Origin of the sequence: Acinetobacter sp. AOR43_HL (genome assembly GCF_027854635.1) — a bacterium.
GTDB classification, from domain to species: Bacteria; Pseudomonadota; Gammaproteobacteria; order Pseudomonadales; family Moraxellaceae; genus Acinetobacter; species Acinetobacter pittii.
Window position 1 is genome coordinate 83,056 of the sequence record NZ_JAKTHX010000036.1, and the last position, 23,481, is coordinate 106,536.

The 23,481-nt window shown below is 39.8% G+C and carries 21 protein-coding genes; 9 read left to right on the forward strand and 12 right to left on the reverse strand.

Going from position 1 to position 23,481, the window contains the following annotated elements:
* Window positions 1-124: 124 nt before the first annotated feature.
* A complete protein-coding gene (trhA, locus tag MKL33_RS18230; protein ID WP_270907482.1) occupies window positions 125-766 on the reverse strand; it encodes a PAQR family membrane homeostasis protein TrhA in 642 nt (213 codons plus the stop codon).
* A 128-nt stretch (window positions 767-894) separates the two neighbouring features.
* On the opposite strand from trhA, the gene MKL33_RS18235 reads away from it, so the two are divergent.
* Both MKL33_RS18235 and MKL33_RS18240 read left to right on the forward strand, forming a co-directional pair.
* Window positions 895-2,106, forward strand: a complete 1,212-nt coding sequence (locus MKL33_RS18235; RefSeq protein ID WP_270907483.1) for a class I SAM-dependent methyltransferase — start codon at window positions 895-897, stop codon at window positions 2,104-2,106.
* Between the two features lie 12 nt (window positions 2,107-2,118).
* Window positions 2,119-2,538 carry a GNAT family N-acetyltransferase gene (locus MKL33_RS18240; protein WP_270907484.1) on the forward strand — a complete coding sequence of 140 codons (420 nt, stop codon included), beginning with the start codon at window positions 2,119-2,121 and terminating at the stop codon, window positions 2,536-2,538.
* Window positions 2,539-2,567: 29 nt separating this feature from the next.
* Here MKL33_RS18240 and MKL33_RS18245 read toward each other — a convergent pair whose 3' ends face one another.
* The 5 genes from MKL33_RS18245 to MKL33_RS18265 form a co-directional block, all read right to left on the reverse strand.
* Entirely contained in the window at window positions 2,568-3,428 is an 861-nt protein-coding gene (locus MKL33_RS18245) for a patatin-like phospholipase family protein (RefSeq protein WP_270907485.1), read from the reverse strand.
* Window positions 3,429-3,443: 15 nt separating this feature from the next.
* Entirely contained in the window at window positions 3,444-3,701 is a 258-nt protein-coding gene (locus tag MKL33_RS18250) for a hypothetical protein (protein ID WP_001280981.1), read from the reverse strand.
* A 165-nt stretch (window positions 3,702-3,866) separates the two neighbouring features.
* Window positions 3,867-6,002, reverse strand: a complete 2,136-nt coding sequence (locus MKL33_RS18255) for a 3-hydroxyacyl-CoA dehydrogenase NAD-binding domain-containing protein (protein ID WP_270907486.1) — start codon at window positions 6,000-6,002, stop codon at window positions 3,867-3,869.
* Window positions 6,003-6,020: 18 nt separating this feature from the next.
* Window positions 6,021-7,226, reverse strand: coding sequence for an acetyl-CoA C-acetyltransferase (locus tag MKL33_RS18260; RefSeq protein ID WP_005064279.1), 1,206 nt, complete (start codon window positions 7,224-7,226; stop codon window positions 6,021-6,023).
* A 168-nt stretch (window positions 7,227-7,394) separates the two neighbouring features.
* Window positions 7,395-8,405, reverse strand: coding sequence for an AraC family transcriptional regulator (locus MKL33_RS18265; RefSeq protein WP_002116561.1), 1,011 nt, complete (start codon window positions 8,403-8,405; stop codon window positions 7,395-7,397).
* Window positions 8,406-8,615: 210 nt separating this feature from the next.
* Between MKL33_RS18265 and MKL33_RS18270 the strand changes: the two genes are divergently transcribed.
* The 6 genes from MKL33_RS18270 (at window position 8,616) to MKL33_RS18295 (ending at window position 16,425) form a co-directional block, all read left to right on the forward strand.
* Window positions 8,616-9,734: a CaiB/BaiF CoA transferase family protein gene (locus MKL33_RS18270; protein WP_002116185.1), complete on the forward strand. Its 1,119-nt coding sequence runs from the start codon at window positions 8,616-8,618 to the stop codon at window positions 9,732-9,734.
* Window positions 9,735-9,889: 155 nt separating this feature from the next.
* A complete protein-coding gene (locus MKL33_RS18275; protein WP_161282979.1) occupies window positions 9,890-11,122 on the forward strand; it encodes a carbohydrate porin in 1,233 nt (410 codons plus the stop codon).
* A gap of 174 nt (window positions 11,123-11,296) precedes the next feature.
* Window positions 11,297-13,702 carry a glucose/quinate/shikimate family membrane-bound PQQ-dependent dehydrogenase gene (locus MKL33_RS18280; RefSeq protein ID WP_069036191.1) on the forward strand — a complete coding sequence of 802 codons (2,406 nt, stop codon included), beginning with the start codon at window positions 11,297-11,299 and terminating at the stop codon, window positions 13,700-13,702.
* Window positions 13,703-13,868: 166 nt separating this feature from the next.
* A complete protein-coding gene (locus MKL33_RS18285; protein WP_004789205.1) occupies window positions 13,869-15,512 on the forward strand; it encodes a nitrite/sulfite reductase in 1,644 nt (547 codons plus the stop codon).
* Entirely contained in the window at window positions 15,505-15,990 is a 486-nt protein-coding gene (locus tag MKL33_RS18290; RefSeq protein ID WP_130120783.1) for a DUF934 domain-containing protein, read from the forward strand. The genes MKL33_RS18285 and MKL33_RS18290 overlap by 8 nt, the downstream gene beginning before the upstream one ends.
* 81 nt (window positions 15,991-16,071) lie before the next feature.
* Complete coding sequence (locus tag MKL33_RS18295) at window positions 16,072-16,425, forward strand: DMT family transporter (protein WP_130120782.1); 354 nt, start codon at window positions 16,072-16,074, stop codon at window positions 16,423-16,425.
* Window positions 16,426-16,476: 51 nt separating this feature from the next.
* Here the strand turns inward: MKL33_RS18295 and MKL33_RS18300 are convergent, their stop codons facing one another.
* The 3 genes from MKL33_RS18300 to MKL33_RS18310 all read right to left on the reverse strand — a co-directional run bounded on the left by MKL33_RS18300 (window position 16,477) and on the right by MKL33_RS18310 (window position 18,849).
* Window positions 16,477-16,920 (reverse strand): VOC family protein, encoded by a 444-nt coding sequence (locus tag MKL33_RS18300; protein ID WP_005072758.1) that lies wholly within the window; start codon window positions 16,918-16,920, stop codon window positions 16,477-16,479.
* Window positions 16,921-17,049: 129 nt separating this feature from the next.
* Complete coding sequence (locus MKL33_RS18305; protein ID WP_069036189.1) at window positions 17,050-18,225, reverse strand: thiolase family protein; 1,176 nt, start codon at window positions 18,223-18,225, stop codon at window positions 17,050-17,052.
* A gap of 108 nt (window positions 18,226-18,333) precedes the next feature.
* The gene (locus MKL33_RS18310) at window positions 18,334-18,849 is read right to left on the reverse strand and encodes a GspH/FimT family pseudopilin (protein WP_069036188.1); all 516 of its coding nucleotides are present in this window, start codon (window positions 18,847-18,849) and stop codon (window positions 18,334-18,336) included.
* Between the two features lie 379 nt (window positions 18,850-19,228).
* Here MKL33_RS18310 and omp38 point away from each other — a divergent pair, with 379 nt between their 5' ends.
* A complete protein-coding gene (omp38, locus tag MKL33_RS18315; protein WP_017385600.1) occupies window positions 19,229-20,254 on the forward strand; it encodes an outer membrane protein Omp38 in 1,026 nt (341 codons plus the stop codon).
* A gap of 115 nt (window positions 20,255-20,369) precedes the next feature.
* Here omp38 and MKL33_RS18320 read toward each other — a convergent pair whose 3' ends face one another.
* From MKL33_RS18320 to MKL33_RS18330, 3 genes are all read right to left on the reverse strand, one after another.
* Window positions 20,370-20,513, reverse strand: a complete 144-nt coding sequence (locus MKL33_RS18320) for a hypothetical protein (RefSeq protein ID WP_171258479.1) — start codon at window positions 20,511-20,513, stop codon at window positions 20,370-20,372.
* A gap of 18 nt (window positions 20,514-20,531) precedes the next feature.
* Window positions 20,532-21,737, reverse strand: a complete 1,206-nt coding sequence (locus MKL33_RS18325) for an RtcB family protein (protein ID WP_270907487.1) — start codon at window positions 21,735-21,737, stop codon at window positions 20,532-20,534.
* 263 nt (window positions 21,738-22,000) lie between these two features.
* The gene (locus tag MKL33_RS18330) at window positions 22,001-23,461 is read right to left on the reverse strand and encodes an amino acid permease (RefSeq protein WP_014207587.1); all 1,461 of its coding nucleotides are present in this window, start codon (window positions 23,459-23,461) and stop codon (window positions 22,001-22,003) included.
* Window positions 23,462-23,481 lie beyond the last annotated feature (20 nt).

Genomic DNA, 23,481 nt, shown 5'->3' on the forward strand with positions numbered 1-23,481 from the left:
TTATATCCGTTAAAATTTATTTTTAATGACTATTCTTTTTAAAGACGTATTTTTCTCAAAGAATAGCGTGAAAGAACATCATCCATGACTCTTTCAGGATCACTGAATATGAGTGAAAAATGGACTAAACTACGTACCAATAGATTGCAAGAAAATGTGCCCCTGCACCTAAAAGCACAAAAATATGCCAGATCGCATGGGTATATCTTACCTTTTTTAACGCGTAAAACAATGCTCCAACCGTATAAGCTAATCCGCCAATAATTAACAAAATCAACGCGTCTTTACTTAGATAGGTGCGCATATCATCCATAACAAATACAGCAAGCCAACCCATAAGAACATAAGCAAGTAGCGAAATTTTCTGAAAACGATGAATAAAAACTAACTTGAAAAGTGTACCAATTGCAGCAATGCTCCAGAGAGTAATAAGTAAAATATGAGCTTTTTGCGTAGGTATAGCAATGCTTAAGAACGGGGTATATGTTCCCGCAATTAAATAATAAATAGCAGTATGGTCGAGTTTTTTATACCAGTAGCGTAGGTTTTGTGTTTGAGCAAAATGATAGAGTGTAGAACTGGTAAAAACTAAAATTAGGCTAAATGAATATACCCATAAACCCACCCACTGAGCAGTTGAAAGATAGGATCCCTTTATAATTAAAAAGATAGAAGCTACAACTGCCATAACAACACCAGCACCATGACTATAGGCATTAAATAGTTCTTCTTTTGGATCGTAAGTTTCCAACACAGATTTACTCATAACTTTAATTTTTTTGATTAAAAATACAAATGTATAGAAATACAAAACAGTCGTAAAGTTATTTTATTTTTAATCCTAGACCCTTTAAACTTCTATTTTATATGAGTCTTCATTTTTCAGGTATATCCGTGTCGGTTTTCTCCTTTGAGCAAGAACAGCAATTCTTTTATGAAATCAAGCAAATGCTTGATCAACAAACTTTTGAGCGTTTGATCTTGAGCCAATATAAGGGAGAGTTGGCGCAGCTGGAAAAAATTACTTTCCGCATTGTAGAGCTACATGGACAAAAACAGCTTTCAGCTCTATACCATCACACTACTCAAGATGTGACTAAAAACTATTTATTTCAAGAAGGTTTGCAACAGATTGAGCAATTAATCGCACAGTGTAAGCAAGCAAACTTATTTTCAACCACTCAAGAAATTCAACTTAAAAAAAATAAGAAAAAAGCCATATTAAATATGGGTAAAAAGCAGGCCGTAAATACGACACAAACGGTTCAGGCGCATGACCGTGAAAAGCAGCGCTATGTACAGCAGGGCAATGCATTTTTAAAAGAGCTGGGTATTACTGATGAGAAAGCCCAAGTTATTCCAAGCATGGCTCGTAAATGGAAACAGATTAATAAATTTATCGAAATTTTTGCGAGTGCCTATGAACAGATTGATGCGTCTCAACAAGAGTTACGCATTGTCGATTTTGGCTCGGGGAAAGGTTATTTAACTTTTGCATTGTATGATTATCTGCAACAACAGCAGAAAACACCATTGATTACTGGTGTAGAGCTGCGCCGTAATTTGGTGGAATTTTGCCAGAACGTTGCAGACAAAGTGCATTTTAACCACTTAGACTTTTTTGAAGGCGATGTTCGTAGTTATCAACCAGAAAAGTTGGATGTAATGATTGCCTTACACGCGTGTGATATTGCTACAGATTTTGCCATTCATACTGGAATCCGTTTAAACGCTTCAATGATTATGTGTGCGCCGTGCTGTCACAAAGAGTTGCGTCCACAACTACATAGTCCTGAAGTTTTACAACCCATGCTACAGTTTGGTATTCATGCTGGACAACAAGCCGAGATGTTGACCGACACTTTACGTGCGTTACTTTTAAAAGCATATGGCTACGAAACCAAAGTTTTTGAGTTTGTATCGCTTGAACATACCAGCAAAAATAAAATGATTTTGGCAACAAAACGCAAAAATGTTTCACAACCTGATCCCAAGATTATGGCTCAAATCCAAGCATTGAAAGAAATGTATGGAATCAAAAAACAAACGTTGGAATTGCTATTACAAGATCAGTTGCCGATCGAAAATATCGGCTGTAAGTGCTAGGAAGGTGAATGGATGTATAAAATTGTAGAGGGTGGTTGGGAACAGCTTGAGCAAGATGCCAAATACATCCGTGAACAAGTCTTTATCCGAGAACAGGGAATTGCACCTGAAGATGAATGGGACGACTTGGATGCCACAGTTCTACATTTTATTGTCTATGACAAAGAGCAGCCTATCGCTACAGCACGTTTGTTGCCGCAGCATAGCGTAGGGCGTGTTGCTGTTTTAATGCCTTATCGAAAGCAGGGTATTGGTAAAATTTTAATGCAGCATATTATTGAATATGCGCGTCTTAATAAACTGCCTTACTTAAAGCTTTCAGCGCAAACCTATGTGACCGCTTTTTACGAAGCTTTAGGCTTTAAAGTACAAGGTGAAGTTTACCAAGACTGTGGCATTCCACATATTGATATGGTTTTGAAGTTAAATTGAGACTTCTTTTTAGAAATCTCAATTTTAATTTATTTCATTGCATTCCAACTTTCAATTGCCTGTAGACCTGTTTCTAAACCGACTTCATAACTGTAGCGAAGCTTTTTCGGATTGGTAGTTAAACGGCCAGCCATATTTTTAAGAGGAGGTGGACACACTTCTAAAATTTGCTGGTCTGAGTTTTGACCACGAACGAAATCTACTGAAGCGTTATAACGAGCACAGCGGCTACGCAAACTACTAGCGAAACCATAATGATGTTTAAAAGCATATTTTGCGAGGAATTGATCACCTCGACTACTTGCTTTGAAATAGTTTTTCGGACGAGTACGTAAAACTAACAGTTTTTTGACACCACTTTGCTGAGCTGTCCAGCGAACGGGTAAGGCATCTGCAACACCACCATCAAAATAAGGTTCACCCATAATATCGACGGGATGACGCGTTAAAACTGGAATTGAGCTAGAAGCACGAAGCGCATTGAGTAAATTGTCTTTACCCGCACGAAGATATTCTGCATGACCTGTTGTAGCATGCGTCAACACCATATAAAAATCTGGATTTTTAGCGAAAAGACTCTGTTGATCAAGAGGATGCTCTTGCTCACCAATTTCCCACATCCATTTTAAATCAAGTAAATCGCCGCCCTTAAAAAAGCGCTTGTAATCGATAAATTCAGGACGCAGTGAATGATCAATATAAAATGTTAAAGTGCGGCCTTGCTGGCCTGCTAGGTAGTTGGCGACATTAGTTGAACCAGACGATACACCAACATATAAATCGAATGGGTTGAACTGTTGTTGTAAAAACGCGTCAAGTACACCACTGGTAAAGGCACCACGCATGCCTCCACCTTCTACAACCAGTGCGTTGCGGGAAAAATCTGTCATTTGAAAAATATCTGATTACTGAGTTGATTGCTTATGTTCTTGCATATCCATTTCAGGCATGTTGTCACTATGTTGAGCGTGTTGCTCTGTAGAGTGCTCAGCCTTTTGCTGCATTTGCTCTTGTTGTGCTTTGCGCTGTGCACCTGGCATATAGTCAGGTTCATTACTCATTGCTAAATAGAAAAAGCCAAGGAAAATTGCACTTAAAACACCAACGATCAGAACAAATTTCCAGCCTAAAATTGCTGACTCGGAAGAATTTTTATCGGACATAAGAATTTCTCGAATGTGCTGTAGAAGCACAAAAATGAAGTCTATTTATAGCATATTTAGGCAGGGGGCAGGAATCTTAAAGGTCATAAAGAAAAACCCATATAAATAAAATATATTTATATGGGTAAGGTTTATGCAGTTTTTTAAATATTCAATAAGACTAAATTACTGAATATTTTGTTTCTGCTCAGCTTTGGTTTTTAGTAACGTAGGCGGTGTGAAACGTTCACCATATTTGGCAGCTAATTCTTCGGCACGTTTTTGTGCTTTATCAGTACCATACTGATTTAGGAATTGAATTGCTCCTCCAGTCCAAGGTGCATAACCAATCCCAAAGATAGAACCGACATTGGCATCAATTACAGACTCCAATACGCCTTCTTCATAACAACGTAAAGTATCTAAGGCCTGTACAAACAGAATGCGATCAATCATATCTTGTTCAGAAATATCATGATCTTTTTTCCAGCGGTTTAAGCCTTCCCATAGATGCTTTTTACCATTTTCAGGGTATTCATAAAAACCAGCTCCAGCAGCTTTACCTTTACGGTTTAACTCATGAATCATGGTGTGAACCACTTCATCTACAGAAGTTTTAGGTAAATCTTTTCCTTCGGCCTGAAGAGCTTTGCGTGCTTCACTGGCAACATGTTCGGTTAATGTTAAAGATACTTCATCTTGAATAGCGAGGGGGCCAACTGGCATACCAGCTTTCAGTGCTGCCATTTCAATACGCGCTGGGTGGACACCTTCGGCAAGCAAGCGCATACCTTCTTGAATGAACGTACCAAACACACGACTGGTAAAGAAACCACGGCTATCATTAACAACAATCGGTGTTTTTCCAATTTGTTGTACAAAGTCGTAAGCTTTGGCAAGTGTCTCTGCGGAGGTGTTTTTACCTTTAATAATTTCAACCAACTGCATTTTGTCGACAGGGCTAAAGAAATGCAGACCGATAAAAGCTTTATCATCCTTACTTGCTTGCGCTAAACCTGTAATTGGCAGGGTTGAGGTGTTTGATGCCATCACACCGTTAGGTGCTAGATATTGCTCGGCTTCTTGAGTGACTTTCGCCTTGAGTTCTTGATTCTCAAATACGGCTTCAATAATTAAATCACAACCTTGTAAGTCTTGAGCTGAAGCTGTAGCGGTAATGAGTGATAAAACCTGATCACGTTTTTCTGCCGTCATGCGGCCTTGTGATACACGTTTATCTAAGAGCTTTTGTGAATATGCTTTACCTTTCTCAGCATTTTCAACAGATACATCTTTAAGTACAACTGGAATGCCTTTAATGGCTGTTGAATAGGCAATGCCCGCACCCATCATGCCTGCACCCAAAACACCCACTTTAGTCGCTTGCCATTTTGCAACGTTGGCAGGGCGGCTCGCACCAGACTTAATTGCATTTAGACCATGCCAGAAAGTGCCGATCATATTTTTAGAAATTTGGCCTGTGGTAAGCTGAGTAAAGTAGCGAGACTCAATACGTAGTGCAGTATCGACATCAACTTGAGCACCTTCAACTGCGGCAGCCATAATCGCTTCAGGGGCAGGGTAACAACCTTTGGTTTTGTCTCTTAACATGGCTGGCGCAATTGCAAGAACTTGTGCAACTGCTGGAGTTTTTGGATCACCGCCTGGAATTTTATAACCCTTCACATCAAAAGGCTGCTGAGATTTTGGATTGGCCTTGATCCAAGCAATTGCTTTATCTAAAAGCTCTTGATCATTTTCGGCAGTGTCATGAATTAAACCTAAAGATTTTGCTTTATCAACACCGAACTGTTTGCCTTCCATTAAGAAAGGAAATGCATTTTGAAGCCCAAGCAAACGTACCATACGTACAATACCACCGCCGCCTGGTAACAAACCTAAAGTGACTTCTGGTAGGCCAAATTTGCTTTTTGGGTCATTAATTGCAATACGGTGATGGCAACTTAATGCGATTTCCCAACCGCCGCCTAGTGCAGTGCCATTTAATGCTGCAACCACTGGAATCCCTAGTGTTTCAATTGTACGTAAATGACCTTTTAGCCTTTCAACCATGTTGAAAAAGTCAGTTGCATGTTCAGGCTGAACTTGAATCAGTTCATCTAAATCGCCGCCTGCAAAGAAAGTTTTTTTAGCCGAGCGGAAAATAACCCCTGAAAGTTCTGTTTCTGCTTTAAGTTTCTGAGTCGCTTCATCGAGCGAGTCACGAAACTCGGCATTCATGGTGTTCGCAGATTGACCAGTTGAATCAAGCGTTAAAATGACAATATTGTCGGCATTTTTTTCGTATTGAATTGCACTCATCTTTTATATCCCTAATTTTTATACGCGTTCAATAATGGTGGCAATACCCATCCCACCGCCAACACAGAGCGTCGCTAAACCGCGCTTTTTATCTTGTCGTTCAAGCTCATCAAGTAAAGTGCCTAAAATCATGGCACCTGTTGCTCCTAATGGATGACCTAAAGCAATCGCACCGCCATTTACGTTGACTTTCTCCGCTGGGACGTTGAGTTCATTAATAAAACGCATAACAACTGCCGCGAATGCTTCATTGACTTCAAACAGGTCAATATCGTCAATCGTAAGACCAGCTTTTTCTAAAGCTTTACGTGCAGCAGGAGCAGGGCCAGTCAGCATGATGGTTGGATCAGTACCGACTAATGCAGTTGCCAAAACTTTAGCGCGTGGTTTTAAATTTTGTTCTTTGACAGCTTTTTCAGAAGCTAATAAAACTACAGCTGCTCCATCGACAATACCTGATGAGTTACCTGCGTGATGAACATGATTGATTTTTTGTGCTTCTGGATATTTTTGTAAAGCAACTGCATCAAAGCCCATTTGTCCCATCATTTCAAAACTTGGGTTGAGCTTCGTTAGACCTTCGAGTGTGGTATTGCCTTTAATAAATTCATCTTTCTCTAAAATCACCACACCTGCATGATCTTTTACTGGCACAACTGATTGGTCGAAATAACCATTTGATTGAGCCGCCGCCGCTTTTTGCTGTGACTTTACAGCAAAATTATCAACATCTTCACGGCTATAGCCATCTAAGGTTGCAATGAGGTCGGCCCCAATACCTTGTGGAACAAATGATGACTTAAGATTTGTTTCTGGATCTAATGCCCACGGCCCACCATCCGAGCCCATTGGAATGCGTGACATTGATTCAACGCCACCAGCAACCACTAAATCTTCCCAACCAGAGCGGACTTTCATTGCTGCCATATTGACTGCTTCTAAGCCTGATGCACAAAAGCGATTGATTTGCACCCCAGCAACATCATCATTCCAACCTGCTGCAATCGCTGCTGTTTTGGCAATATCACCACCTTGATCGCCAATTGGTGTTACGCAGCCCAAAACAATATCGTCAACTTTAGAGGTATCGAGTTGATGGCGCTGCTGTAATTCATTTAATAAGGTCGTCAGTAATGTAATTGGTTTTACTTCGTAAAGAGAGCCATCTTTTTTTCCTTTTCCGCGTGGGGTGCGAATGGCATCAATAATATAAGCCTCGCTCATAACAGTTCCTTTTTATTACTTAAACTTTGTTGTGTTTTGAGTGTACTGGTTTTAAAAGGCAACGCAATGACGATAAGCGCACCAGTCAGGTGATGATTTTTGCCAATAGAAATACAAAAAAGCCCAAGTTGAACTTGGGCTAAATGTGAAGCTAAATAGATTTAAGAATTAGTGATAACCATGTAGCTGGCGATATAGGCCAGGGGTTACACCCGTCCACTTTTTAAATGCACGGTGGAAAGTACTGGTTTCACTAAAGCCAACTTGTTGGGCAACATCTTCAAGTGTTAACTCAGGGTTGAGTAACAAGTGAATCGCAGCATCTCGGCGTAGGGCATCTTTTACGCCTTGGTAGCTTTTACCTTCGGCAGCCAAGCGGCGGCGTAAGGTTTGCGGAGATAAATACAACATTGATGCCACGTCATTAAGCGTTGGCATTTCTTCACCAATTTGGCTTTTGAGCACTTCACGAATACGAGAAGTTAGCGAGTTGGTGTTTTTGAATTTTACTAAAAGCTGAGCAGGAGCTGCTTTTAAGAATTCTTCTAGCGTTTTCTCATCTTGGCGGATTGGCAAATCAAGATAATCAGCTGCAAAGGTAATTTCAGTACGCGGTGCATCAAACTGCATAACTGGTGCAAAAAATAATGCATCATATTCATCTGCATGTGCAGGACGTGGATAGCTAAAATGAACACGTTCTAATGGCAAGCGGCGTTCAATCAACCATGATGCTAGACCGTGCCAAATCATGAGCATGCTTTCAGTAATGAAATGGTCTGGATCTAAAGTTTTTGGAATGAGGGGAACTAGACGTGCTTCATGTTTGTCACGCTCTAGAGTTACAGACCATTCATCGCCAAATAATTTGTAGAATTGAGATGACAGTTCAAGGGCTTGGCCCAATGTTTTTGCGTGAATAATCAACTGACACATAATGGCAAAAGTGCCCAGACGACGCGGTTGTACGTCAAATCCAACGTGTTCATCCTGTGTGACCATCCACAACATTTTTATAAAACGAGTGTATTGTTCTGGTGAGATTCGAGCTTTAGGTTGACGTAATAATTCCGCTTCAATACCCACATGTGAAAGGAGCATTTCAACATCCATGCCAAGGCGTTTTACGCCTGTCAAAGCCGCATTCACGAAGTGGATGCTAATCGTATCGCGACTCATATTGAATCCTTCAGTCTCTTTGATGTTCACTTTAAATTGACCTAAATGACCGTCTAAAAAAATAAATTGGCGATTTACAACAGAGTAAAAGCACTTTTTACATGTTAAATTGCCGAAATGATCAAGGTAAATGGCTGAACATGACATTGTTTTAGTATATTTGCTTAACTAATATAAAAGAAAATTCGAATAATAGTGGTTAAAAATACGATGACGACAGCATTAAATGGACTTAAAGTTCTCGATTTCTCGACGCTCTTACCTGGACCTTTTGCCACAATGTATCTGGCCGATATGGGGGCAGAAGTCATCCATATCGAATCTCCATCACGTCCTGATTTAATCCGAATCATGCCACCATACGCAAATGGTCAAGCAACAGCACATAGTTATCTAAACCGAAATAAACAGTCGATTGTTCTCGATTTAAAAGATAAAGCGAGTATTGATCTGATTAAAGCTAAAATTTCTGAGTTTGATATTGTTATAGAGCAGTTCCGACCTGATGTTATGCGTCGTCTCGGATTAGACTACGCGACACTTGCCGAAATTAACCCACGTCTCATTTATTGTTCAATTACAGGTTATGGACAAACAGGGAGCTATAAAGACAGAGCTGGGCATGACATTAACTATTTAGCTTTAGCAGGTATTGCTGGATATAGCGGCCGACAAGACAGTGGTCCACCACCACTCGGTATTCAAGTTGCAGACATTGCAGGTGGTTCACTTCATGCGGTCATTGCGATCTTGGCTGCGGTCGTTGAACGCGGACGTAGTGGGATGGGACAATATATTGATATTTCCATGACCGATTGTGTTGCTAGCCTCAATAGTATGGCCGCATCAGCAACACTTGCGGCACAAGTTGAACAGGCTCCAGAGCATGGCATGCTCAATGGCGGTATTTTTTATGACTATTATATGACTCAAGATGGTCGTTATCTTTCAATAGGTAGTCTTGAGCCACAATTTATGTCTGGTTTATCAGTGGCACTTGATTTGCCTTTATTATTACAAAAAGGTGCTTCCTTAGATGTGGAAGACCGACAAGAAGTTAAACAAGCTATTCAAGAGAAAATTAAAACGAAATCATTTAAAGAATGGCATGAAATTTTTGCAAATCTTGATGTGTGTGTAGAACCTGTTTTAAGCCTAACTGAGTCCTTAAACTCGCCTTTAGCACAAGAACGTGGATGGATTGTGGATGTACCTTTGCAAAATAATACAGCGGATACAGAACCACAATTGGCTTGTCCAATTAAGTTTTCAAGATCGAAAATGAGATATTCCTTTATAGGTCAAAAACTTGGTGAAGGGCAGTGGTAAAGAGCTGGGGCCATTTTTCATACAATGTGTATTAAGATTATTATTAGATTAATCAATCGATTAACATTTTGAATAATTTCTTTACATAAAATTAGCGTACCCTTTATAAACAAAGACATAAAAGGTATGTAAACATGAAAACACATAAATCCTTGATGGCTTCCTGTTTATCCGTTTTATCAATTACTCTTTTTATACAGCATGCACAAGCTGCTGCTGCATTCGACCCAAATAGTCCTTGGATGTTGGGTGATTGGAACGGTCAACGCACCGCGTTACAAGCACAAGGTTATGATTTTTCTTTTGGATATACCGGCGAATATGCCGGTATTTTAGATTCAAAAAATACGTCTACGCATGGTAGTGCTTATACGGGGCAACTTGCACTAGGAACTCATTTTGACCTAAATAAAATTTTAGGTTGGCAAGATACTGAAGCTCAAATCACATTAACTTATCGTGATGGGCAGTCGCTTTCTGAACATTCACCAGCTTTAGCAGGGCACTTAAGCTCGGTGCAAGAAGTGTGGGGGCGTGAGCAAACTTGGCGTTTAACAGATTTGTGGATTAAGAAAAAATTCATGGATCAAAAATTAGACGTTAAAGTTGGTCGTTTTGGTGAAGGTGAAGACTTTAACAGTTTTGATTGTGATTTCCAGAACTTGGCGCTTTGTGGTTCACAAGTCGGTAACTGGGTGGGCGATCAGTGGTATAACTGGCCAGTAAGCCAATGGGCAATGCGTGTTAAATATAACTTGCAACCTGATTTATATACGCAAGTTGGTGTATATGAATACAACCCGGAAAATCTGGAGCGAGGTAAAGGTTTTAACTTAAGTACTGATGGTTCTCACGGTGCAATCATTCCTGCCGAAGTAGTGTGGTCACCTAAATTAGGTGCTCAAAGTATGGCTGGTGAATACCGTTTAGGTTATTACTACAGCACTGCTGACGCTGAAGAAATTACGAATAAGGCTCAAACATCTCATAAACAAGGGGTGTGGGTAACTGCAAAACAAAAATTATTCCAGCCTGCTGATCAAACAGATCGCGGTTTGACAGGTTTTGTGAACCTGACTTTCCACGACTCTGATACCAACAAAATTGATAACATGCAAAATGTAGGCTTAGTCTATAAAGGTTTGCTCAATCAACGTCCTCAAGATGAGTTGGCACTCGGTGTGGCTCGTATCCATATCAATGATGATTGGAACGATGTTCAAACTAAAGAATATGACACCGAATACAATACCGAGCTTTACTACGGTATTCATGCGACGAACTGGCTGACTATTCGTCCAAATGTGCAATATGTTCGTCATGTTGGTGCATTAAAAAATGGTGATAACACTTGGGTAGGCGGTATTAAATTCTCAACCGCATTCTAAGGGTAATTACTCCGAAAAACGGATTGTCGAGGGCTAACTCATTGATTGAATTATCCTGACCTTCCGTTTTTTCTTGATGCCTGAATTTGTTTTAGATGTATTGGTGATGCCATTTTTCTATAAGGTTCTTGGCACATCTTTCCTATAAAAATGATGATTGATAAGAGGTGGTTTATGAATCAACCTACTTCAAGATCAGGTTTAACGACTTTTACCGTAATTATTATTGGGTTACTGGCGTTATTCCTGTTAATTGGAGGTATTTGGCTCGCTACACTAGGCGGTTCAATTTACTACATTATAGCTGGAGTATTACTCCTCATTGTTGCATGGCAACTCTACAAGCGTGCTTCTACTGCTTTGTGGGTTTATGCTGCATTAATGCTAGGAACTATTATCTGGAGTGTCTGGGAAGTTGGAACAGACTTTTGGGCGCTTGCACCACGTTTAGATATTTTAGGTATTCTTGGTTTATGGTTATTGGTTCCGGCTGTAACTCGTGGAATCAACAACCTTGGATCAAGTAAGGTTGCCTTATCTTCAACTTTAGCAATTGCAATCGTGTTGATGGTGTATTCTATCTTCAATGATCCGCAAGAAATTAATGGTGAAATCAAAACACCTCAACCAGAAACAGCTCAAGCGGTGCCTGGTGTAGCAGAGAGTGACTGGCCAGCTTATGGTCGTACTCAAGCAGGTGTGCGTTATTCTCCATTGAAACAGATCAATGACCAAAACGTAAAAGACTTGAAAGTTGCTTGGACTTTACGTACTGGCGATGTTAAGACAGATAATGACTCTGGCGAAACGACTAATCAGGTTACACCGATTAAAATCGGTAATAACATGTTTATCTGTACAGCTCACCAGCAGTTAATTGCGATTGATCCTGCTACAGGTAAAGAAAAATGGCGTTTTGATCCGAAACTTAAAACGGATAAATCGTTCCAGCATTTAACTTGTCGTGGTGTGATGTATTACGATGCAAACAATACAACTGAGTTTGCAACGAGTCTTCAAAGCAAGAAATCTAGCTCTACACAATGTCCACGTAAGGTATTTGTACCAGTCAACGATGGCCGTTTAGTGGCTGTAAATGCTGACACTGGTAAAGCATGTACTGACTTTGGTCAAAATGGTCAAGTGAACTTACAAGAGTTCATGCCATATGCTTATCCAGGCGGTTATAACCCAACATCTCCTGGTATCGTGACTGGTTCAACTGTTGTTATTGCTGGTTCTGTAACAGATAACTACTCCAATAAAGAGCCATCTGGTGTGATTCGTGGATACGACGTTAACACTGGTAAACTTCTTTGGGTATTTGATACTGGCGCAGCAGATCCAAATGCAATGCCGGGCGAAGGTACTACTTTTGTTCACAACTCACCAAATGCGTGGGCACCTTTAGCATACGATGCCAAACTTGATATTGTTTATGTACCAACAGGTGTAGGTACACCAGATATCTGGGGTGGTGACCGTACCGAGCTGAAAGAGCGTTATGCAAACTCAATGTTAGCGATTAATGCTTCTACTGGTAAATTAGTGTGGAACTTCCAGACAACCCATCACGATTTATGGGATATGGACGTACCATCACAACCATCTTTAGCTGATATCAAAAACAAAGCTGGCCAGACTGTTCCTGCAATCTATGTATTGACGAAAACAGGTAATGCCTTTGTGCTTGATCGCCGTAATGGTCAACCGATTGTTCCTGTAACTGAGAAACCAGTTCCACAAACAGTTAAACGTGGACCACAAACTAAAGGTGAGTTCTATTCAAAAACTCAGCCATTCTCTGACTTGAACTTGGCGCCACAAGATAAATTGACTGATAAAGACATGTGGGGTGCCACTATGCTTGATCAGCTCATGTGTCGTGTATCTTTCAAACGTCTAAATTACGATGGTATTTATACGCCACCATCTGAAAACGGTACTTTAGTTTTCCCTGGTAACTTGGGTGTATTTGAATGGGGTGGTATGTCAGTTAACCCTGATCGTCAGGTTGCTGTAATGAACCCGATTGGTCTGCCATTCGTAAGTCGGTTAATTCCTGCTGATCCAAACCGTGCACAAACTGCAAAAGGTGCGGGAACTGAGCAGGGCGTACAACCGATGTACGGCGTACCGTATGGTGTTGAAATTAGCGCATTCTTATCTCCGCTTGGTTTACCTTGTAAACAACCGGCTTGGGGCTATGTAGCTGGCGTTGATTTGAAAACTCATGAAGTGGTATGGAAAAAACGTATTGGTACAATCCGTGATAGCTTGCCGAACTTGTTCCAGTTACCAGCTGTGAAAATTGGTGTGCCTGGTTTAGGTGGTTCAATTTCTACTGCCGGTAATGTCATGTTTGTTGGTGCAACTCAAGATAACTACTTACGTGCGTTTAACGTTACTAACGGTAAGAAACTTTGGGAAGCGCGTTTACCAGCAGGTGGACAAGCAACACCAATGACTTATGAAATCAATGGTAAGCAATATGTTGTGATCATGGCTGGTGGTCATGGTTCATTTGGTACGAAAATGGGCGACTATTTAGTGGCTTATGCCTTACCAGATAACAAATAAAAAGCTTTTATAGAAAGGGCCTGGATTTATCTGGGCTTTTTTTATGTCGATTTATATTAAAGCTTATCAATAAAACCGTTATTAAATATGCAAAAAAAGCATTTTATTGATGAATAAAAGCTCGCTATGCTATCCGCCTTAATAATGAATCTACTAGCCATACGCCATGTATTTATATACCGATTTCGACCAGCAGCTGGTTAATGAACGAGTTGCTCAGTTCCGTGATCAAACAGAACGCTATTTAGCTGGCAAACTTTCTGAAGACGAATATCGTCCATTACGTTTGCAAAATGGTTTATATGTGCAACGTTATGCGCCTATGCTGCGTATAGCTGTGCCGTATGGCTTAATGAATTCTAAACAATTACGTAAAGTTGCTGAAGTTTCAACTGCTTATGACCGTGGTTATGCACATGTATCTACACGTCAAAACATTCAGTTAAACTGGCCTGCGCTTGAAGATGTGCCAGATATTTTGGCTGAACTTGCAACTGTACAAATGCATGCCATTCAAACCAGTGGTAACTGTATTCGTAACACCACAACTGACCAATATGCAGGTGTGGTTGCTGGTGAAATTGCAGACCCACGTCCAACATGTGAGTTGATTCGTCAGTGGAGTACATTCCACCCAGAATTTGCATTCTTGCCACGTAAGTTCAAAATTGCTGTTTCTGCACTTGAAGAAAAAGATCGTGCGGCAACTGCATTCCACGATATTGGTGTTTATATCGTGCGTAATGAAGCAGGCGAGATCGGCTATAAAATTATGGCTGGTGGTGGTTTAGGCCGTACCCCAATCATCGGTAGTGTGATTCGTGAGTTTTTACCACGTGAAGATTTAATTGCTTATTTAGAAGCGGTTTTACGTGTTTATAACTTGCATGGTCGTCGTGATAACAAATATAAAGCGCGTATCAAAATTCTAGTTAAGGCATTAACTCCTGAAGTGTTTGCACAAAAAGTTGAAGCTGAATTTGAACATACACGTGAAGCATTAAAGATTCAGCCAGAAATCTTGAAAAAACTGGATGAAGAATTCACACCGTTTGACTATCAAGATTTAGCAGATGAAGACTTCACAGCTTTATTTGCTGAGCATCCAAAATTCAAACAGTGGTTCAACATCAATACGCATGCGCATAAAGTGAAGGGCTATCGTATTGTTACGATTTCTCTAAAACGCGCAGGTATTGCGCCAGGTGATATGACCACCGAAGAAATGAATTTTATTGCAGACCTTGCTGATAAATATACTTTCGGCGAACTTCGCACGACTCATGAGCAAAACATTGCTTTGGCAGATGTGCCTCAAAAAGATTTGTTTGATGTATGGCAAGCGCTTGAACAACAAAATATGGCGCGTGCACATATCGGCTTTATTACCGATATCATTAGTTGCCCAGGCGGTGATTTCTGTTCACTTGCAAATGCGAAATCAATTCCAATTGCTGAAGCGATTACACGTCGTTTTGATGACTTAGACAAAGTTTATGATCTTGGTCATTTAGATCTAAATATTTCTGGTTGTATGAATGCTTGTGGTCACCACCACGTAGGTAACATCGGTATTTTAGGTGTAGATAAGAAAGGCGCTGAGTTCTATCAAATTACATTAGGTGGTAATTCAGACCATGATGCATCAATTGGTGACATCTTAGGCCCATCATTTGCAGCAGATGCAGTGCCAGATGTCATTGAAGAAGTATTGAATACTTATCTTGATCTACGTACTGAAGGTGAGCGTTTTGTTGATACATATCGCCGTGTAGGAATTCAACCATTTAAGGAGCGTGCATATGCTTAATACAGCTCTACCAGTGCTTTATAAAGATGGCACGATTACAGATAATACTTATCAAATCATTGCTGAAGATGGTGTTATTCCCCAAGGTGATGTTGTTGTAACAACAGCTCAACTCGATCAATTAGCTAACGTTCAAGGCAAAAAAGCTTTGTATGTGACTGTAAATGATTCACCTGAAGAGCACACATTTCCATTAAATGAACTTGATGCAATCTTCATTGAGTTTGCGGGTTTTGGTGATGGTCGTGGTTATTCATTCGCTGCACTACTACGTCGTCAAGGTTTCCAAGGTGAGTTGCGTGCAACTGGTGATGTGTTTAAGGATGTCTTAAACTATTTAAAACGTTCAGGTTTTGATAGTTTTGTGATTAAAGAAGGTAAAGATGTGCAAGAAGCGGTAGCTGGTTTGCAAGACTTTACCAACCCATACCAAGCCTCAACAGCCGTACCGCAAGCAAGTTATCAAACTGGCGCTTAAATAGTTTTTAAATATAAAGGCTGAACTCAGGTTCAGCTTTTTTTATGAAGAATTTTTAAATGACTCAACTGAAGAACAACAATGTTTAGTTTAATTTCAAAAATAAATCCTGGTGCTTGGTGGCTACTTTTTGCTATTGCGACAGATGTACTCTCAACATTTTATTCTGCTAAGGGGAATGGCTTAGTCAATAAAACAGCTCAGGGTATTGCTCTGGTTTTGTATATTATTTCTTTTGCATGCGCTGCTATCGCTTTGAAATATATGCAAGCTGGAATCTTATATGTGCTTTGGTCTGGGATAGGTGTATTAGCAACAGCTTTTTTGGCAAAGATTTTTCTTGGTCAGAATATTGATGTGGCAGGATGGGTGGGAATTGGTTTTATTACTGTAGGTTTAATGATTATTGCACAATATTCCAATATCGATGTTTAAAGCCCTTATAGAAATAGTAAGTATCTCTATAAGGGCTGAATATTGAAAATATTAGGTGTCAAGCTGGCAGTTAACCATCCACTTTATACCGAACTGATCGGTAAAAGCACCGTACAATGCTCCCCAGAACGTTTTTTCTAAAGGCATTTCAATTTGACCATTAACAGATAAAGCATCAAAAAGTTGTTTTGCTTTTTCTTGCTCATCTTTTTCAAGGTTGATCGAGATATAGTGATTATTTCCTTGGGTAAAAACGCTGTTAGGGGCACAAAACTGATCATTTGTATCTGAGGCCATAAGCACAGTGTATTCATTAATTGGCAGTGAAACATGTAGAACCAGATTTTTGTCGGCTTCCGATAACGTCACACCTTCAGGCGCTGGCATATCACCATAACGGCTTAACATACCGAATTCACCACCAAATACTGATTTATAAAAGTTAAAGGCTTGTTCTGCTTGACCTTGGAAATTGAGATAGTGATTGAGTTGCATTGTTATTGTCCATTGTTGTTTTCGTTTAAAGGAATAAGTTAAAACTTAAAAGTGATTTTGTGGGTCATTTTTTGTAGTTTTTTCATAAAAAATCCCACCGAAGTGGGATTTTAAAATAATGAATTTGGATTAAATGAGTTCAATTGCAACTGCTGTTGCCTCACCACCACCAATACAGAGTGCAGCAATACCTTTTTTACCGCCAGTACGTTTCAGTGCATGAATAAGTGTAAGAATAATACGAGAGCCCGTAGAACCTACAGGGTGACCTAGTGCACAAGCACCACCATTGATATTTACTTTCTCTGCATCAAGTTTGAAATCATCAATTGGGCACATGGTAACCATAGCAAACGCTTCGTTAATTTCCCACAGGTCAACATCTTGCGCATTCCAGCCCGCTTTTTTAAGCACTTTTTCGATAGCACCAACTGGAGCGATCGTAAATTCTGAAGGATGCTGAGAGTTTGAAGCTGTCGCGATAATTTTCGCAAGTGGTTGTAAACCGCGCTTTGCTGCAGCTTCACTTGAAGTTAATACTAATGCAGACGCACCATCTGAAATAGAACTTGCATTCGCTGCGGTAATTGTACCGTCTTTTGCAAAAGCTGGTTTGAGTGAAGGAATCTTGTCAATCTTGGCATTTAAAGGTTGTTCATCCTGATCAACAACGACATCACCTTTACGACTAGGTACGGTAACTGGAACGATTTCGTCTTTGAAATAACCTTCAGTAATTGCTGTTTGAGCACGTTTTAAAGAGCGAATCGCAAAGTCATCCATTTGCTCACGTGTGTAGCCACGAGTATTTGCCATATCTTGAGCAAAAGAACCCATTAAACGCCCAGTTTCAGCATCTTCAAGCCCGTCAAAGAACATATGATCTTTAATTTCACCATGGCCCATGCGGTAGCCAGCTCGTGCTTTTGGTAAAACATAAGGTGCATTTGTCATAGACTCCATGCCACCAGCAACAACAACTTCAGCACTACCTGCTCTAATCATATCAGCGGCTTGCATAACAGCTTTCATGCCAGAACCACAAAGCTTGTTAATCGTTACTGCACCTGTAGAGTCTGGTAAGCCAGCTTTACGCATCGCTTGACGTGCTGGACCTTGCTTTAGGCCAGCAGGCAGTACACAACCCATAATAACTTCTTCGACATCAGTAGGCTGTAAACCTGCTCGTGCGATTGCTTCTTTAATCGTTACCGCGCCCAATTCAGGCGCTGTAAGTCCTGATAGTGATCCTTGAAAACCACCCATGGCAGTACGAGCACCATTTACAATTACGATGTCAGTCATTGTTGTAATCTCCGATTGTTCTTAATCTCAAAATAAGAAATGTTTAAAACCTAGGCAGTATATTGCAAAAATCAAAGAGAGATATCTTCTGCATTAGACTGTAGAGTTCTAACAATTTTTAAGGTCTTCTAAACGGGTGTGTCCCATTTTGCTGAGAATTAATTTAAAGTTTTTAAGCTGGTTATAAGAACAGTAAGTAAATGTGCCGTTAGATTCGCGTGGGAGTCCTGTGTCGCCCTGAAATACAATACTATTTAGTTTTTTTCCAAACTTTTGAAATTTTAAAGAACCGTAGCGATGAGCAAGTTCAACATTGGTTAATACTTCTTCATTGTTTTCTCTTTGTAGATTCTGATTCGTGTCTATAAAGCTTATAAGACTTGTATCCCAGTTACTATTACATGTAGACAAATCAACACTTGGGCAAAGTACGACACTCTTATGTCGTAGAATTGCATCGTATTTGGCTTTTTGTATATGAATTGTGAGTAGTCGAGACGAATTTTTTAATTCTACAGAAGCCATAAATTGATGATATAAAGGAAGCGCTATAGTGGCCATGATCATAAGAATTGCGAGCGTTATAGTGAGTTCCAACAACGTGAAACCGGGAGTTTTAAACATTAAAATTCCTTAATATATAAAGAAATATTTTGATTTTATGCTTTCTATCAATGATTTATAATGATTTTTATAGTGAGGAAACACAAAATTAAATAAAGGTTATCAGGATGCTAGAATACTGGTAAAATCACCGTAAGCGAAAGAAAGAAGTTGTTCATATTTGCTAGTTGAGTGAAAAATTACCGAATTACAACGGAAATTGTAAGTAATTTTGTCAATAATTTACTTGATTAAAATTATCAAGCACTTGGAAAGTCTATCAAGTGTTTGTATGATTCAAATGTGAATAGCTTAAAAATAATACTGGGGTGAAAATATCTCAGGGGCCAATAAATTTAGGCTGAGCTTGAACAACAATTGTTATCTCTGGAGGATATCCATGAAATTGAGTCGTATTGCACTTGCTATGCTTGTCGCTGCTCCATTAGCTGCTGCTAATGCGGGCGTAACTGTTACTCCTTTACTAGTAGGTTATACTTGGCAGGATAGTGACCACAACAACGATAAATTAACAAGTCATGCTGAATTACAAGATGATTTATTCGTTGGTGCTGCACTAGGTGTTGAGTTAACTCCTTGGTTAGGTTTTGAAGCTGAATATAACCAAGTTAAAGGCGATCTTGAAGGTACTGGCGTAGCTGGTTCTGAATATAAGCAAAAAACTATTGCTGGTAACTTCTACGCAACTTCAGACTTAATCACTAAGAACTACGACAGCAAATTCAAGCCGTATGTATTATTAGGTGCAGGTCAAACTAAAACTGAGTTTGATGGTATCTATGAAGACAAGAAAGACACTATTGGTAATGCCGGTGTTGGTGCTTTCTACCGTTTGAACGACGCACTATCACTTCGTACAGAAGCTCGTGGTACTTATGATTTTGACGAAAAATACTGGCGTTATACAGCTCTTGCTGGTTTAAACGTAGTTCTTGGTGGTCACTTGAAGCCTGCTGCTCCTGTAGTAGAAGTTGCTCCAGTTGAACCAACTCCAGTTGCTCCACAACCACAAGAGTTAACTGAAGACCTTAACATGGAACTTCGTGTGTTCTTTGATACTAACAAATCAAACATCAAAGACCAATACAAGCCAGAAATCGCTAAAGTTGCTGAGAAGTTAACTGAATACCCTAACGCTACTGCACGTATCGAAGGTCACACAGATAACACTGGTCCACGTAAGTTGAACGAACGTTTATCTTTAGCTCGTGCTAACTCTGTTAAATCAGCTCTTGTAAATGAATACAACGTTGATGCATCTCGTTTGTCTACTCAAGGTTTCGCTTGGGATCAACCGATTGCTGACAACAAGACTAAAGAAGGTCGTGCTATGAACCGTCGTGTATTCGCGACAATCACTGGTAGCCGTACTGTAGTAGTTCAACCTGGTCAACAAGCTCAATAATTTGAGTTCTTGAACAGTAAAAAAGCGACTNGTCGCTTTTTTTATGGCGATTTTTAAAATATTTAGTCATTTCTGTGTCTCCTTAATAATGGCTTTCGATCTTGGTTTAAATTAGTTACCAATTACCTTTCTTCAATTGCTGTTTAGTGTCTTGTCTATCTCTGCGATGTTGAGCACGAGGTTTTTCCGTTTCGTGCATACCACCTTTGTGAAGTAAAGGGGATAGAACTACTTGATTACGGACTTTGATCTTTGGCATTTCTTTAATTTTCATGCTTTAACCTTTAATACATAAAACTTGTTTTAGAGTATGAACGACTTCAATGAGATCTGACTGATTCGCCATGACTTCATCAATGTCTTTATAAGCGCTTGGAATTTCATCGACAACGCCATTGTCTTTACGGCATTCAATACCTTGGGTTTGTTCAATAAGATCTTGCTGATTAAAAAGAACTTTTGCTTTACTTCTGCTCATCTTGCGACCCGCGCCATGAGAACAAGAACAAAATGATTCAGGATTTGCTTTGCCTTTAACAATATAAGATCGTGCTCCCATTGAACCTGGAATAATACCTAGCTCATCTAAGCCTGCTCTAATTGCACCTTTTCGGGTAATCAATAGATTTTCGCCAAAATGTGTTTCACGGCTTACATAATTATGATGACAATTAATCGCTTCTTTTGTCATTTGAAAAGAAGGTAGAAGAGGGCGGATCGCTTCTAAAATTAATCGCATCATCTCTTTGCGATTTTCAAAAGCATATTCTTGTGCCCACTCTACAGCTTCTACATAATCATCAAAACTTTTTGAGCCTTCAGCAAAATAACTTAAGTCTTTATCTGGAACATGTCCAAAGCGATGTTGAGCTTCTTTTTTGGCTAACTCAATAAAATAAGTGCCAATAACATTGCCAAGCCCTCTGCTGCCAGAATGTAGCATCACCCAGACATCTTGATTCTCATCAATACATAACTCTATAAAGTGGTTACCACCACCTAAAGTCCCAAGTTGCTTTTGCCATGTTGCATCAAATTGTCGAAGCATTCGAACAAGTCCAGGATGCTTTTTGATAATTGGTTCTAAGCGTTTTTCAAGTGGAATAATGCTAGAAGCTTTCGCTTTGACTTGTTTATGCAAAGCAAAGCCAACCGGTACTTTACGTTCGATCGCATCACGCAAACGACTTAAGTTATCAGGTAATTGTGAAGCCTTTAAACTCAAGCGAATTGCATTCATTCCACATCCAATGTCAACTCCTACAGCAGCAGGAATAATGGCGTGTCTAGTAGGAATAACACTACCTACAGTAGCACCTTTGCCCACATGCACATCAGGCATAACTGCAATATGAGAATAGATGAATTGCAGCTGTGCCATTTTCTTGAGTTGTTCGATACTTTCACTATCTATGTCTTGAGTGAAAATTTTAACAGGGACACCATAGAGTGCCTCCTTGTTTAATATTTTTTGTATGCCCATAATTTTTCTCTTATTTTTGTCCGAGCAGGCATAAAAAAACCTAGCGAATGCTAGGTTCTAAATTTAAGCATTCGGACAAGTGGTGTGAATTTGTACACTTGTCCGTGAGCTGACATCGTGCCAAATAATTTAATCTGTTTTACCTTGTACTAATGGCATGATGTCCTCCTTATTAAAAGTGCCGTTGAAAATCTGAACGGCATTTTACGCTTTTTAAATCAAAGATCAAGCTTTTGATCTTTGATTTACTTTAATGACCAGTTTTAATCTTGCTCAGGTTTGACGTTCATTTGATCGTAAGAGATCAATTTGGTTTTATTTTTCCACTTATAACCTAACCAAATGATCAAGAACAGTGGCAAGCTAATATAAGTTGAAAGTAAGCCTAACCAATCAATTTTTCCACCTAAAATGGCTTGGTAGTTCTGTCCTAAGATAATGATTGAACAGAGAATAAATGCAAACCAAGGTGCAAATGGGAAAAATTTGGCACGATATGCTAAATCTTCTAATTTATAGCCTTGAGCAATATATCCTTTACGGAAACGATAATGTGAAATCGCAATTCCTAACCAAACAATAAAACCGCACATACCCGACATATTGAGTAGCCAGTTAAATACTTGTTTTTCACCAATAAATGTCGTTAAAAAACAGAATGCAGCAATAAATGTCGTTGCGTATAGCGCGTTCATTGGAACGCCACGACCATCAAGTTTTGCAAACCACTTTGGTGCACGGCCTTCTTGAGCCATTTTAAACAACATACGAGTTGAGGAATACATGCCTGAGTTACCTGCTGATAAAATAGCAGTAAGAATGACAGCATTCATTAAACTCGCAGCGAAAGCAAAACCTACTCTTTCATAAAGCAATGTAAACGGAGAAAGCGCGATATCTTCAGTGGCTGCTGCTTGCAATAAATTCGGGTCATCATAGGCAATTAGAGTGCCGATAATGAAAATACATAGGATATAAAATAATAAGATTCGCCAGAAAATCTGTTTGATTGCAAGTGGAATTGTCTTCTTTGGATCTTTTGATTCGCCAGCAGCAACCCCAACCATTTCCGTGCCTTGGAAAGAGAAGCCGGCAATCATTGCTACACCAATCATGGCTTGTAAACCGCCTACAAAAGGTGCCTCTTTATAGGTCCAGTTTCCGAAAGTTGCCACACCTGGAGTGAGCATAATCTTAATGATCATGGCTAAGCCAATAATAATAAATGCAACAATCGCAATTACTTTGACCATCGAAAACCAGAATTCGCTTTCCCCAAATCCCTTTACTGTCATGGCATTGATCAGAAAGATAACGATAAGGAACAGGGCACTCCAATAGAACCCTGGAATATCAGGGAACCAGAACTTCATAATAAACTGAACCGCAACAAGTTCGAATGCAACCGTAATTGCCCAGTTATACCAATAGTTCCAGCCTAGAGCGAAACCAAAGCCTTCTTCGACATAACGACTGCCGTAAGTAAAAAAGGCGCCGGATGTTGGTGTATGAGTTGCAAGCTCACCTAAGCTGGTCATTAAGAAGTAAATCATAATGCCAATGAGTGAGTAGGCGAGTAGCGCTCCACCAGGGCCAGCGTTTGCAATGGTTGATCCAGAAGCAAGGAAGAGGCCTGTACCAATGGAACCACCAATGGCGATCATATTCAGATGACGAGCCCCAAGCTTACGCTGGAGTTTTTCAGGAGCATGTGTTTCGCTCATGGAGATTCCTTACATAGTTT